13 protein-coding genes and 1 pseudogene are annotated in these 13,809 nt (G+C 65.1%); 7 read left to right on the plus strand and 7 right to left on the minus strand.

Going from position 1 to position 13,809, the window contains the following annotated elements:
• The 3 genes and pseudogenes from V6M49_RS03210 to V6M49_RS03220 form a co-directional block, all read left to right on the plus strand.
• Positions 1-247 (plus strand): annotated as a pseudogene (locus V6M49_RS03210) (gfo/Idh/MocA family oxidoreductase); the annotation flags it as partial.
• Position 248: 1 nt separating this feature from the next.
• Positions 249-1,250, plus strand: coding sequence for a sugar phosphate isomerase/epimerase family protein (locus V6M49_RS03215; protein ID WP_332760006.1), 1,002 nt, complete (start codon positions 249-251; stop codon positions 1,248-1,250).
• Positions 1,251-1,272: 22 nt separating this feature from the next.
• Positions 1,273-1,806 carry a GNAT family N-acetyltransferase gene (locus V6M49_RS03220; RefSeq protein WP_332760007.1) on the plus strand — a complete coding sequence of 178 codons (534 nt, stop codon included), beginning with the start codon at positions 1,273-1,275 and terminating at the stop codon, positions 1,804-1,806.
• A gap of 22 nt (positions 1,807-1,828) precedes the next feature.
• On the opposite strand, the gene V6M49_RS03225 is transcribed toward V6M49_RS03220, so the two are convergent.
• Complete coding sequence (locus tag V6M49_RS03225; protein ID WP_332760008.1) at positions 1,829-3,976, minus strand: amylo-alpha-1,6-glucosidase; 2,148 nt, start codon at positions 3,974-3,976, stop codon at positions 1,829-1,831.
• Positions 3,973-5,109: a glycosyltransferase family 4 protein gene (locus tag V6M49_RS03230; protein ID WP_332760009.1), complete on the minus strand. Its 1,137-nt coding sequence runs from the start codon at positions 5,107-5,109 to the stop codon at positions 3,973-3,975. Before V6M49_RS03230 ends, V6M49_RS03225 begins: the two co-directional genes overlap by 4 nt.
• A gap of 180 nt (positions 5,110-5,289) precedes the next feature.
• On the opposite strand from V6M49_RS03230, the gene V6M49_RS03235 reads away from it, so the two are divergent.
• The gene (locus tag V6M49_RS03235; RefSeq protein WP_332760010.1) at positions 5,290-5,997 is read left to right on the plus strand and encodes a DsbA family oxidoreductase; all 708 of its coding nucleotides are present in this window, start codon (positions 5,290-5,292) and stop codon (positions 5,995-5,997) included.
• Between the two features lie 122 nt (positions 5,998-6,119).
• Entirely contained in the window at positions 6,120-6,761 is a 642-nt protein-coding gene (locus V6M49_RS03240; protein ID WP_141139355.1) for a TetR/AcrR family transcriptional regulator, read from the plus strand.
• Between the two features lie 78 nt (positions 6,762-6,839).
• Here the strand turns inward: V6M49_RS03240 and V6M49_RS03245 are convergent, their stop codons facing one another.
• Together V6M49_RS03245 and V6M49_RS03250 are read right to left on the minus strand one after the other, a co-directional pair.
• Positions 6,840-7,505, minus strand: a complete 666-nt coding sequence (locus V6M49_RS03245; protein ID WP_104062683.1) for a LytR C-terminal domain-containing protein — start codon at positions 7,503-7,505, stop codon at positions 6,840-6,842.
• Entirely contained in the window at positions 7,498-7,797 is a 300-nt protein-coding gene (locus V6M49_RS03250; protein WP_058930154.1) for a type II toxin-antitoxin system VapB family antitoxin, read from the minus strand. The genes V6M49_RS03245 and V6M49_RS03250 overlap by 8 nt, the downstream gene beginning before the upstream one ends.
• Before the next feature lie 149 nt (positions 7,798-7,946).
• Here V6M49_RS03250 and V6M49_RS03255 point away from each other — a divergent pair, with 149 nt between their 5' ends.
• Together V6M49_RS03255 and V6M49_RS03260 are read left to right on the plus strand one after the other, a co-directional pair.
• Positions 7,947-8,876: a hypothetical protein gene (locus tag V6M49_RS03255; protein WP_141139354.1), complete on the plus strand. Its 930-nt coding sequence runs from the start codon at positions 7,947-7,949 to the stop codon at positions 8,874-8,876.
• A 282-nt stretch (positions 8,877-9,158) separates the two neighbouring features.
• Positions 9,159-10,574, plus strand: a complete 1,416-nt coding sequence (locus V6M49_RS03260) for a stealth family protein (protein ID WP_141141945.1) — start codon at positions 9,159-9,161, stop codon at positions 10,572-10,574.
• 79 nt (positions 10,575-10,653) lie between these two features.
• Here V6M49_RS03260 and V6M49_RS03265 read toward each other — a convergent pair whose 3' ends face one another.
• The 3 genes from V6M49_RS03265 to V6M49_RS03275 form a co-directional block, all read right to left on the minus strand.
• The gene (locus V6M49_RS03265) at positions 10,654-11,586 is read right to left on the minus strand and encodes a phosphodiesterase (RefSeq protein ID WP_141139353.1); all 933 of its coding nucleotides are present in this window, start codon (positions 11,584-11,586) and stop codon (positions 10,654-10,656) included.
• A 122-nt stretch (positions 11,587-11,708) separates the two neighbouring features.
• Positions 11,709-12,236, minus strand: a complete 528-nt coding sequence (locus V6M49_RS03270) for a glutathione peroxidase (protein WP_332760015.1) — start codon at positions 12,234-12,236, stop codon at positions 11,709-11,711.
• 81 nt (positions 12,237-12,317) lie between these two features.
• Positions 12,318-13,664, minus strand: a complete 1,347-nt coding sequence (locus V6M49_RS03275) for a M23 family metallopeptidase (protein ID WP_332760016.1) — start codon at positions 13,662-13,664, stop codon at positions 12,318-12,320.
• Between the last annotated feature and the right edge of the window lie 145 nt (positions 13,665-13,809).

The following is a 13,809-nucleotide window of genomic DNA, read 5'->3' on the forward strand; positions in this document are numbered from 1 at the left end:
GGTCAACGAGCCCGAGCACCCGTATCTTGAAGCCTGGTGGCCGCAGGGCCACATCATCGGCTGGGAGCACACGTTCACGCATGAGATCCGCGACTTCCTCACCGCCATCAGCACCGGAACCCCGCCGTCGCCGTCGTTCGAGGACGGCCTCGAAGTGCAGCGGATCCTGAACGCCATCGAAGAGTCCGCCGCCGCGAAAAGCTCCACCATCCCGCTGGCCCGCACCACCATTTCTGAAGGAGCCTGACATGCCTCGCCCCTACACCCTGTTCACCGGCCAGTGGGCCGACCTCCCCTTTGAGGAAGTCGCACGCCTCGCCTCCGGCTGGGGCTACGACGGCCTGGAAATAGCCGTGTCCGGTGACCACCTGGACGCCTGGCGCTGGGACGAACCCGGCTACGTCGAATCCAAACTCGCCGTCCTGGAGAAGTACAACCTCAAGGTCTGGGCCATCTCCAACCACCTCAAGGGCCAGGCCGTGTGCGATGACCCCATCGACTTCAGGCACGAAGCGATCGTCGGTGCGAAGGTCTGGGGCGACGGCGATCCCGAGGGCGTCCGCCAACGCGCCGCCGAGGAAATGCAACACACCGCCCGGCTGGCCAAAGCCCTCGGAGTGGACACCGTCGTCGGCTTCACCGGCTCCTCGATCTGGCAGTATGTGGCCATGTTCCCGCCCGTCCCCGCCGCCGTGATCGAGGCCGGCTACCAGGACTTCGCGGACCGCTGGAACCCCATCCTGGACGTCTTCGACGAATGCGGGGTCCGGTTCGCCCACGAAGTCCACCCGAGCGAGATCGCCTACGACTACTGGACCACCGTCCGCACGCTCGAAGCGATCGGCCACCGGCCCGCGTTCGGCCTGAACTGGGACCCGTCGCACTTCATGTGGCAGGGCATCGACCCCGTCTCCTTCATCTGGGACTTCAAGGACCGGATCTACCACGTGGACTGCAAGGACACGAAGCTGCGCCCCACCGGCCGGAACACCGTTATGGGCTCGCACCTGCCGTGGGGTGACCCGCGCCGGGGCTGGGACTTCGTCTCGGCAGGCCGCGGCGACGTCCCCTGGGAATCATCCTTCCGCGCCCTGGCCGCGATCGGCTACACCGGACCCATCTCCGTCGAATGGGAAGACGCCGGCATGGACCGGCTCCACGGCGCCCCCGAAGCACTCGCCGCCCTGAAGAAGTTCGACTTCCCCGCCTCCCAGACCAGCTTCGACGCCGCCTTCAGCACGAAGCCCTAGGAAGCGCACGTAGAATCCCTGCATGACCCACACGATTCGAAAGGCAACAACGGACGACGCCGGCCCGCTCGCCGACCTGGCGGCCGTCACCTTCCCGCTGGCGTGCCCGCCGTCGTCGTCACCGGAGGATATTGCCGCGCACGTGGCAAACACGCTCAGCGAACGTCACTTCCGGGAGTACCTGGCAGACCCTGATGTCACCATCCTGGTCATTGACGCGGACGGGGCGCTCCGCGGCTACAGCCTGCTGGTGAACCGGCCAGCAGAGGATCCGGATGTCGCGGCGGCGCTGAAGGTGCTGCCCACCATGGAGCTCAGCAAATGCTACGTCCACCCCGGACACCACGGCCTGGGCGCAGCCGGCGAACTGATGCACGCCAGCCTCCAGGCGGCGGCAGAAGCGGGCGCGGCCGGAGTATGGCTGGGGGTCAACAGCCAGAACGCCCGGGCCATCCGGTTCTACGAAAAGTCCGGTTTCCGCAAGGTGGGCAGTAAGTCCTTCCGGCTGGGAACCACCGTGGAGCACGACTTCGTCCTTGAGCGGGCCCTGCCCTAAGCGCTCCCCGAGAAACCTGCCGCTAGTCTCCGGCCCGTCCACCCAGTCGTTCGTCCAGGGGCGGACGCGGTTCCTTCAGCAGCTTCAGCCGCGCTGGGAGGCCGTCGATGCGGCCCTCCCTCCCGCGCGCGCTGATGGCCACACGCGAAGTCCCCAGCAGGACGTTCTCGGCCCTGAAGTCCCCGATTTCCTCCGGGAGGATCGGTGCGAGATGGACCACGTTGCGCGTGAAGTCCGGGTCGAAGCGCAGCAGGATCCGGGCAAGCTGGATGGGAGCTGCCGCGGCCCAGGCCTGGGGCGAGCATGCCGTGGGGTACGGGACAGGGCCGTGGAATTCGGACCGGTCGAACCCGCAGAACAGCTCCGGCAGCCGGCCGTCGAAGTGTTCGGCGGCGTCCAGGATCCCGCTGGCGATCTTCACAGCCTCATCAACAAATCCATAGCGCATCAGCCCGGTGGCCACGATCGCCGTATCGTGCGGCCACACCGATCCGTTGTGATAGCTGACAGGGTTGTAGGCGCCCATGTCCGAAGCCAGGGTCCGGATCCCCCAGCCGGTAAACAGTTCGGGGGACATCAGGCGCTCCGCCACTGACGGGGCTTTTTCCTCGTCCACGATGCCCACCCATAGGCAGTGGCCCATGTTTGAAGTGCACGCGTCAACCGGAGTCTTGTCCTTGTCCAGCGCGATGGCGAAGTAGCCCCTGTCCGGCAGCCAGAACTTCTCGTTGAAAGCCTCCTTCAGGGCGATTGCCCGCTCGGCCCAGTGGTGCTCTGTCTCAGGATCCCCGGCCCAGCGCGCCAGCAGGGACCGTCCCACATAGGCGGAGTAGACGTAGCCCTGGACCTCGCACAGGGCAGTGGGTGGTTCGGCCATCCGCCCGTCGGCAAAGTTGATCCCGTCCCAGGAGTCCTTCCAGCCCTGGTTGAGGAGACCGTGCTGGTTGGGGCGAAGGTATTCCACAAAGCCGTCGCCGTCACGGTCGCCGTATTTTTCGATCCAGTCAAGGGCGCGGTCGGCATGGGGAATCAGCGAATCGATGATGTCCTCGGACAGTCCCCAGCGGCTCAGTTCGCCCAGGAGACTGACAAAGAGCGGGGTGGCGTCCACCGTGCCGAAATAGGCGGTCCCGCCCAGGGACAGCCCCGCCGTCACGCCCAGCCGAACCTCGTGCGGGATGCGTCCCGGCTCTTCCTCGGAGTCGGGATCCACCTTCGTGCCTTGGAGGGTTGCCAGCGTCTGGAGGGTTCCGGCCGCCAACGTGGGGTCAACCAGCAATGACATGTAGGAGGACAGCAGTGAATCCCGGCCAAAGAGTGCCATGAACCAGGGTGCTCCCGCGGCCACGGCCGCACGGTCCGGGTGCTCGGCGTCGAAAATCCGGAGGGACCCCAGATCGCTTTGGCTCCGGCGCAGGGTGGCCTCGATATTGCCGTCCGCGACGCTGATGCGCGGAATATGTTCTTCCCATGCCAAGTGCCGCTGCACGCCCACGCGTCCGCGCGGTTGTCCCTCTTGCGTGAACGGCGCCGCGGGTCCCACACCGTTGATGAGCGGGACCACAATCACGCTGGTGGACCACTCGCCGCGCGCCGGAATGGTTGCGTGGAAGCGAAGCATCTCGGTGGAGATTTCGGCGCCGGCTGCGCGGATGGCGGAGCCGCGCCGCTGGCCGTTACGGAGGGCCTCGATCAGCATCCCACCGTCGCTGACCGTGCGGCTCACCCGCGCGCCCTGCGGAATCCGGCCGCCCTTGACGTCGAAGAGGTCGGCCTGGTCGGCGTCAACCAACAGTTCGATATCGCAGTCCACGGCTTCCGCTGAGTAGTTTTCGAGGGTGATGTCGTCCTGCAGCCCGGGTCCGATATGACGGACCTGACGGACCACCAGCGGACTGTCGAACCTGCCGCCGGGCCACTGGGCGCGGCCCACGAACGTGGCCTCGTAGGAGTTGGGCCGTTGCGCCACCAGCGGCTCGCGGAGCGCGCCGTTGATGCGCAGTATCCACCGGGACACAATCCTGGTGTCCTGGTAGAACGCGCCATTCGTTTCACCGTCGGCACGGATGTCGCCGCTCCGGGTAGAGATACAGAAGGAAGACCCTTCCACCACCGTGATGGCCTCAGCCCCGCCGACATCAGCCTCAGTGTCGGCGTTCCATGCAGTCATGGATGCGCTCCTTCCTCATGACCGCCCGCTAGAGATCGGGCCCGATCCGACGGCCCGATAACTGCTCTCCCTGTTTGATTCTGGCCCACATGGGAAACATCCGGAACCCCGGGAAGCGGGCTCGTTTCCAGCAGTTTTGTGTAGAGGTCCAGGTGGTTGCCCACCATCCGTTCGGTGCTGAACAGTTTGAGGGCCCGGTCCCGGCAGTGCGCCCTGTCCAGCTGTGCCGCAAGGGGCAGGAAGGTGTGCAGGCTGTCCGTGGGCGCAAGGTAGCCGGTCTTTCCATGGTCCACAATCTCCGGTGCGGATCCGATCGGGGTTCCCACTACTGGAGTTCCGGTTGAAAGGGATTCGATCATCACCAGCCCAAACGGCTCGGACCATTGGATGGGGTTCAGGAACGCCATCGCCTCACCCATGAGCTGAAACTTGTCGGTGTCCTCCAGCTCGCCCATAAAATCCTCGTTGGACCCCAGGAGCGGCTCAATGACGGAGCGGAAGTACGCGATCTCTTCCGGCTCGCGCATCTTGGCTGCGATCCGCAGCGGAATGCCAGCCCTGCGCGCGATGTGGATGGCTTCGAGAACGCCTTTATCCGGGCAAATCCTGCCGACAAAGCAGACGTACCCGCCTGCGCCGGAACCGACCGGGACGGCAGAGACGTCCATTCCGTGATGGATCACGCGGGTGATCGGAACATCCGGCACACGGGAAGCCTGGTCACGTGAGATGCCTATGATGGCCGTGTCGGCAGCCATCGCGCGGTACAAATCCGCCGACGCCGGGGTGAGGGGGCCGTGAATCGTGGTCACCACGGGGGCGGCGGACCTTCGTCGGGCCAGCAGCGGCCCAGCCAGTGTGTGGTCGTGGATGATGTCCACGTCCCCCAGTCCTTCATAGGCCCTGATGACATGGCTGAGCTCCGAGAGTGTGAACCCCAATGCAGCCGGCTCGGATGGCCTCATCCCCGGCACTCTCGGCGCCGGACACGTGCTGTCCGACGCTGCAGCCAACAACACCTCGTGCCCTGCGGCGATGAATCCCCGGGCAAGGGAGTCAACAACCCTTTCGATGCCCCCATACCCGGCCGGGGGAATCGGAATCCATGGTGCCGCGACAAGTCCTATCCGCATACTGTGCCTCCGGGAGGATCAAAGTCCGAGTCCCCCGACCGACTGATGTGTTCAGAATGGCCTCTGCTTAACCCGCTGCTTCGACTATCGCCCCGCGCGGGAGCCATTTCAAGGCCCAATGTGACAAATCCGACACTGCCCGCGCGGAATGGGTGTCTGACCTGCACAGTTGTGGCAAGCATGAAGATTGAGATCTGGTCAGACGTCGCGTGTCCGTGGTGCTACATCGGCAAGCGCCGGTTCGAGGCGGCCCTGGCCGAGTTCCCGCACCGCGACGCTGTGGAGGTGAAGTGGCGCAGCTACCAGCTGGACCCCACCCTTCCCGAGCACTATGACGGCACCGAACTGGAGTACTTGAGCACCCGCAAGGGCATGGCCCCGGAGCAGGTTTCGCAGATGTTTGACCACGTCACCGAGCAGGCCAAGGGCGAGGGCCTGGACTACCGGTTCGACCAGGTGGTGGTGGCCAACAGCTTCACCGCCCACCGCCTGATCCACCTCGCTTCCCAGCAGGGACAGCAGGATGCCGCGAAGGAACGCCTGCTGAGCGATCATTTCGAACACGGCAAGGACATCGGAAGCGCCGAGTACCTCACTACCCTGGGCCAGGAGCTGGGCCTCAACACCGATGAAGTCGCCGAACTCTTCACCACGGACAAATACGCCGACGACGTCCGCTTCGATTTCGAGGAAGCCCGCGGCCTGGGCATCAGCGGCGTCCCGTTCTTTGTGATTGACCGCAAGTTCGGGCTCTCCGGCGCCCAACCTGCCGAAACGTTCACGGCGGCGCTCAACCAGGCCTGGCAGGAGACCAACCCCCTGGTTCTGGTCACTGCCGCGGACGGCAACGACGGCGAGGCCTGCGGCCCGGACGGCTGCGCTGTCTGACACGCCCGATCCAACACGGGCCGCTGAGTTTTTGTCCAGATAATCCACCCAGCGGCCACCAAAAGCGGGTTTATCTGGACGAAAACTCCGGGTTTACTGACACATCGCGGTAAAGTGTCCGCATGCCCAGGATTTCGGCGGCCAACAACGCCGCGCAACGCGCCGAGACGCAACGCCGGGTCCTGACAGCGTTCGGGGAGCTCCTGTTCACCCACGGCCTGCCCGGACTGACCATGACTGACGTCGCCCGGCATGCCGGGGTGGGGCGGACCGCGGTGTACAACTACTACGCCGACATCGAAGAACTGCTGATCTCCTACGCCCTGGACGAGACCGAGCGCTTCCTCGCCGAACTCCGGGAGTCACTGAGCAAGCTCGAGAACCCCGTCGAACGGCTGGCCCTGTACGTGCGCACCCAGGTGGAGGACCTCAGCCGCCGCCATCTCCCGCCCGGACCGGCGATGGCGGCGGTGCTGTCGCCGTCGTCCTTTGCGAAACTGGCCGACCACGTGGGTGAACTCAGCGTCCTGCTGCAGGGCATCCTCCGGGACGGCATGGCACAGGGATACCTGCCGCAAGCGGACATTGGCCAGCAGGCGCAGCTCATCCACGGCACACTCTCCTCCAGCGCCGCACGCGGCAGCAACGAGCCCGCAGAACTTGAGGCCCGGATCGCCCGGACCGTGCGGTTCATCCAGCTCGGCGCCGGAGCAAGGTTCGACGACGACGGCGCACCCCTGCGCGTCAGCCTCCCCTTGCCGTAAACCCCTGCGTTGCTCTATCACCTCCGGTCGTCATCCGCCTGGTTTAGCGACCAGACGTGATAGAGCAACGGCAACAGGTCAGGGGCCGGCCGTCGGAATAACCGGCCACTTGGCATCGTCAGCGATCCGCCGGCTTTCCCGCGGGCAGCTGAGCGTCCCGGGCGTCTGGTCTACCCGGTCCGCGGCGGCCAGCTCCTTGAAATCGCTGGAAATAATCACGTCAACGCTGGCGTCCGTCCGGCCGTCCTGGAAGTAGTCGGAGCCGGGCAGGTTCCGTTGGACGCTGAAGGCCGCAGACTGCCCGGCAGCCCCTGAAACCACCGCAGCCACACCGCGGAAGCCGGCATCCGTGTTGGCCACGGCACCCACCACAAACTTCCGGACCAGCAACTCATCCGCCACGGAGCGAGCCAGACCGGGGCGGCTGGTGGAGTTGTAGACGTTGAGGTTGATTTTGTCGTTGGGGGTGTAGTCAAAGGTGGCCCCGGGACAGGTGGTCCGGGGCTCATCGCTGCCCGCCGTCGTCGGAAGCTTCAGCTGTCCGCTCATGATGGCCAACGCAACGATGATGGCGCCGGCAATGAGGCCCAGCAGCAATACCAGGACCACTCCATGCACCACGCGGCGGCGCACCCGCACCGGGTTGTCGGGGTCGCCGGCAGCCTCAAACGTGGCCCGCAGTTCGGGGCCGGTGACAACGTGGTGGCCATGCAGGACGCTGGCGTCCTTGGGTTTCCTAGCCATCTATGACCAGCACGCGGGCGTGGATGGCGGTCCGCTGGTGCAGCGCTGTCCGGACGGCGCGGTGCAGCCCGTCCTCCAGGTACAGGGTTCCCTGGTACTGCACCACGTGCGGGAAGAGGTCTCCGAAAAAGGTGGAGTCTTCGGCCAGGAGCGCTTCGAGGTCGAGCGTCCGTTTGGTGGTCACCAGTTCATCCAGGCGGACAGGTCGAGGCGGCAGCGACGCCCACTGTTTGGGCGTGTTGAAACCATGGTCGGGATACGGGCGTCCCTCGCCCACAGCTTTGAAGATCACTATGCCACCCTAGGCAGCTTGGGGGCCCAAGAGAAGTGTCCGGCCCGCAGCATCCAAAGGTTGTAGCCAAACAGTGACCATCTGTCACATGCCGTGGACATTGCGCCGCCAGCGCAGGATCAGAGGCCCGTGGCTGACACAATGGAGCCATGACCGCACCCGAATTCCCTGCCAGCACCGCGCCCGGCGTCCGCCTGCCGTCCACCCCGCCCCTCGCCCTCCTGCTCGACGTTGACGGACCCGTGGCCAGCCCCGTGACCCGTGACGTGAAACCCGGCATCATTGCCGATCTGGTGGCGCTGGCCACTGCCGGAATTCCGGTCATTTTCAATACCGGCCGCTCCGATACCTTCATCCGCGAGCAGGTCATGGAGCCGATGATCGCCGCCGGCATTCCCGCCGGGACAGTCATCCACGCCATTTGCGAGAAGGGCGCCGTGTGGTTCAGCTACACCGCCGCCGGGCCCGGCCCCATCCACGTTGATCACGAACTGGCCGTGCCCAAGGCCTACGGCGATGACGTCCGCCGGCTCGTAGCCGAGGACTACTCCAGGCACATGTTTTTTGACGAGACGAAACGTGCCATGGTGTCCGTTGAGCAGCACATCGAGGTGCCCTCCGCCGACTACTTGGCCGAACAGAAGCTTTTCGACTCCGACGCCATGGACCTCATGACCCGCCACGGCATGGGCGTGGTCCGCCTGGAGCACCACGCACCGAATTCCGACGACGAGGTGGACTACCGCGTCGATCCCACCATCATTTCCACCGATATTGAGTCAGTGCGGCTCGGTAAAGACCTCGGCGCCAGCCGCGCCGTGGAGTTGCTGGCGGCACAGGGCATCACGCCGCTGGCGTGGCGGACGGTAGGTGATTCCCGCACGGACTACGCCATGGCGGACTGGCTCCACCACAATGACCACCCCGTAAAACACGTTGATGTCCGCCCGGCGGACGGCGTTCCGGTCAAGCCTTATGACGTGTTGACCGCCACCGATCTCGGGCTTGGGGAGGATGTCATTCACGACGACGCCGGCGGAGCTTACCTGCGCAGCTGGCGGGAGGCCATGGTCGGCTGAGCCCGTCCCCGGCCGGCGGCGCCCGTTTGAGGCCTGCCATTTTGGGGGTCGCGCTATTATTCAGATAAGAACGCTTACCATTTAGCCGCGACGGAGACAACCATTACAGAAGCACCTGTCCAGGACGAGATCTACTACGGCGGCCAGGCGTCCGTAGAACCGCGCACCCATGCGGAGGTGACATCTCCGGCTGCTGAGGCGCGGCTCAAGCACCGGCCGGACGTCGTCCGGCACAAGGGCAGGTATGCCCTGATAAACCACAACCGGACGCCGTACCAGGCCATGGTTGAGGACCTGCTGTTCCTGCGGGGCGTCCTCGCGGAGGCCGGACTGGACTACCTTTTGGTGCGCGGCAACAACGACCGTCCGGTCATCGCCCTGGACTGGAAAGACCGCAAGAAGCTGCGGGCGGCCTTGGTGGAGGCCTGCCGCAACGAGCCTGTGTACTCCATGACCGTGGACGCGAAAAAGAAGTCCTCCGTGCTGGTTGCCGACGGGGATCTCTCCCCCAACCGTCAGGCCCGCATCTTCCGCCTCTACCGTCCGCGGGTTGAACCCGATGGCGGTTTCGAGTTCGGTTCCTCCGCCGGCGTCCAGATTGAGCTCTGGAGCTTTGAAGGCGATCAGCTGATCCTCCCGATCGAAAACTCCCTGACCCGCCGCACCATGCAGTCCCAGGACGCTGTCCGCGGGACGGTTGAACGGTACGGCCACACCTGGCCCACCATCGAGAACATGTTCGCCGACCACGCCAGCGACATCAGCTTCGACATCGACCTGGTGTTTTCGTGGGTTGACGGCAGCTCTCCCGAATACATCGCGGCCCGCCGTGCCCAGCAGCAGGGTGTGGTTCTCGGCGAAGGCGACGACCACGAAGCCCGCTTCCGGCAGATCAACGAACTCAAATACGCCCTGCGCTCCGTCTACATGTTCGCGCCCTGGATCCGCCGCATCTTTATCGCCACGGACTCCCCCGCCCCGGAGTGGCTCGCGGAGCACCCGTCGGTGACCATTGTCCGCAGCGATGAGTTTTTCGCCGATCCCGCAGTGCTGCCCACGCACAACTCGCAGGCGGTGGAATGCCAGCTCCACCACATCGAGGGCCTCTCCGAGCACTTCCTCTACTCGAATGACGACATGTTCTTCGGCCGCTCGGTGGGCCCGGACATGTTCTTCACACCGGGTGGCGTCACGAAGTTCATCGAGGCCGAGACCCGGATCGGGCTGGGCGACAACGATGCCGAGCGCAGTGGCTTCGAGAACGCCGCCCGTGTGAACCGCAAGCTGCTCTGGAACCGGTTCGGTCGGATCACCACGCGGCACCTGGAGCACACCGCCGCCCCGCTGCGGCGCAGCGTTGTGGCCAGGATGGAGCGTGAGTTCCCGGAGGAGTTCCAGAAGACGGCGGCGAGCAGGTTCCGCGCCGCGGACAACATCTCGGTCACCAATTCCTTCTACCACTACTACGCGCTGCTGACAGGCCGTGCGGTCACGCAGACCGCAGCCAAGGTGCGGTACGTGGACACCACCGCCCGCGCCGGGCTGAACACCCTGCCCAAGCTGCTGGCCAAGCGGAACATGGACTTCTTCTGCCTCAACGACGGCAGTTTCCCCGAAGTCCCCGCGGACGAGCGCGCCGAGCTCGTGACCGACTTCCTGGAGAAGTACTACCCCATCAAGGCGCCCTGGGAGCTCTGACGCTCGCGGCCCTGACGCTGGCTGCGCCGGCGTTGGGAGCTCCGGCGTCGGGAGCTCCGACCCGCCGGGCTGTGTGAGGCTAGATAGCGTAGTTCGGAAGGGATACCTTCCTGACGCCTCCTGTTTTGGCGTTGTCAGGGATGCTGACGCCCGCGGCGGCCAGTCGCTCAGCAGTCATTTCCGAGGTGACATGCTCCCCTACGGTGGCCGCGTTCCCCAGCGGAACCACGGAGTGGACAATGGTGTGCTCGTAGACGTGCACCAGGTTGAAGGCCTGCCCGCCGTCCCGGCCGCGGGTACCGCCGACGGCGACGTTGAGGTCCTGGGTGTAGCACGTGGCCGAGGCCACGGAGACAGGAATCCCCGCAAAGGTGGCGGTGGTCGAGTAGTGCAGATGCCCGGCCAGAATAGTCCGGACGTCGGAGTTGCGGACCACGGAGGCCAGGCTTGCCTGGTCCCGCAGTTCCACGAGCACGGCAAGGTCCAGGACCGACGGTACCGGCGGATGGTGGAGCGCCAGGATGGTGCCGTCGGGGGCCGGGGTATCCAGCTGGCGGGTGAGCCACCCCAGCTGGGCCGGGCTTAGCTCGCCGTGGTGGTAACCCGGGACCGACGTGTCCATGGTGATGATGCGCAGGCCGTTGATGAAGTAGCTGCGGTCCACCGGTGCGTCACTGGCAGGCTCGTCCAGCAGCCCGGTCCGGAAGTTGGCGCGGTTGTCGTGGTTGCCCATGGCCCAGATGACTTGGGCGCCCATGTCTTCGCAGGCGGGATCAACAATTGCCCGTAGCTTTGCATAGGCCTGAGGGTCGCCTTGGTCGGCGAGGTCACCCGTGAAGATCACGGCCTCGGGCCGGGCGCCGGAAGCCCTGACCTCGTCGAAAAGCTGAATGAGCTTGGCTTCGCTGTCAACTGCGCCGTAAAGGGGATCCGGACCTCCCAACAAGTGGGGGTCGCTCAGGTGGAGAAGGAAGTGGCGTGGCCGGGGGTGTTCGGCCTCGATGTGCTTCATTGCTGCCTCTGTGGTTGGTGGGAAACGGCGTTTCCCTTCTACCCTTCAGTAACTATTATCCAATCAGATAATTGGCAAACTGTGGGTAAATTGTTGCGGCCAAGTTGGAAAAAACTAAAGAATTAAGCCGTGGAAAGTTCGATTGTGGCCGCCGGTCCGTCAAATTCTGCCAGTGCCATTTCAATTGCGTCGATGACCTCGGCGGAGTCCGGTTCGACGGTGGGTGCGAAGCGTGCCACCACCTCGCCCTCGCGGTTGACCAGGAACTTCTCGAAGTTCCATTTCACCAGGCCGGGCAGCACACTGGTTTTGAACCTTGTCAGCTCGGCATAGAGCGGATGCTGGTCCTTACCACGCACGTTGGCCTTGGCCGTCAGCGGGAAAGTGACACCGAAATTCCGCTCGCAGAACTCGGCGATCTCGCTGTCGTTGCCTGGCTCCTGGCCGGCGAACTGGTTGCACGGAACTCCGAGCACATCGAAGCCGCGGTCGCGGAACTTCTCGTATAGCGTCTCCAGGCCCGCGTACTGCGGAGTGAAACCGCACTTTGACGCCACGTTCACCACCAGCACCACGTTGCCCTTGAACCGGCCAAAGTCGGTTTCGGTGCCGTCGTTGAGAGTGAGGGGAATGGTGTACAGGTCTGTCACAGCGCCGTCCTTGAAAGGTTGGTCATGCAGGTGATTCGTTGCCAACCATCAAGGGTACGGGTGCAGTCTGGGAGTTCTCTGTCAGGGTCCCGCCGACTCGGACCATGTTGCGGTGTCGGTAGGCGTGGCGGTGGTTGTAGCTGTCGTAGAAGACGAGGGCGAGGGCGACGCTGTTTCGGCTGAGGACCCGCTACTCGTTGTTGCTGTCGGCTCCACCGTTGGCGCTGGCGTCGGTGTCAGGCGCGAGGTAGGCCTGAACGGCCACGACCTGGAAACAGTGGGCGTCGGAGACGGCGACGCGCTCGTCTTCGGCGCAGGCGAGGTGCCCGTGGGGGTGGGTGACGTCGTCGTCGGCGTGGCGCTTGAGGTTCCAGTCGGCGTCCGCGTTGCCCGGGGCGTGGAAGGCGTTGGGGAGGGCGATGCCGTCGAAGTGGCTGTTTCCGTCGCTGTTTCAGTCGCAGTCGGGTCCGGCGATGCGGATTCAGGCGAGGTAGCGTCCGACGACGGCTCTTCCGTGGGTGCCTCGTCCGGCGGTTCCGACGTTGTCACTGATCCCTCCACCGGCGGCGGTTCGGACAGTTCCTCTTCGCCGCCAAGGACCGTGTGGCTGTTGTCCTCGGCAACCGGGATGGCCCAGCGTTGCGCGCCGACGTCCACGGGTTTGGCCTCATAGCTGACCATGGCTATGTCCTCGAGCGCGTCCAACTGCCGAATGCGCAGAAGTGTCCAGTTCAGCGGGCTGGTGTGCTTGCCGTTGAGGATGGTTTCGAAATGCAGATGGCAGCCGGTGGACCATCCCGTGGTGCCCACGCGGGCAATGACCTGGCCCACCTGCACGGAGTCCCCCGTCCGGACCGCCACAGCCTCCAAGTGGTTGTACGTGGTGATCAGCCCGTTGCCGTGGTCTAGTTCCACGCGGTTGCCGCCGCCCCAGGGATGCCACCCGGCGGCACGGACCACGCCTGCGTCGGCCGAATAAACCCTGGTGCCGCAGCCTGCAGCGAAGTCCTGGCCCAGGTGGAAATCGCCGCCCGCACCGGTGATAGGACTGACCCTGTACCCGAATGGAGAGCTTGACGTGAGGAGCTCAAGGGGCGCCATGAGGGACCCCTCCGGGGGACGGGTGAGCCCGGCAGCGGCCACGTCGAGCGGAGCGCTCCCGCCTTTGGCGATCGTCCTGACCAGTGTGCGGTTAAACGGAACCAAGGCCCGGCTGTCCGTCAGGAAAGCACCGGCCAGCCCAGGCAGGCCAACATGTCCGGCACCCGCCGGCGAAGCTGCCGGGCGGGGTTCAACGGGGGAGGATCCAGGGAGGCCGACGGCGACGAGTGACGCGGCAACAACGGCGCTGGCGGCCAGCACGCGCACGGCTATGGCGCAGCCGCCCGCGGGCTCCTTCTCCCGGCCGGATCCCCGATGATTGCCCACTCGTTACTCCCGGGTTGGCCCGCCAGACCCCGGTTCCAGACGGACTTACCATCTCATGGGACCACAAAGACCCGGGCCTGTGAACCCCCGCGCCGGTCCCGCTGCGGACATTATGTGGTTCACCCCTCAGAACCGTGCCCGCGGC

The sequence above is a fragment of the Pseudarthrobacter sp. genome (genome assembly GCF_036675385.1).
Taxonomy (GTDB): Bacteria; Actinomycetota; Actinomycetes; order Actinomycetales; family Micrococcaceae; genus Arthrobacter.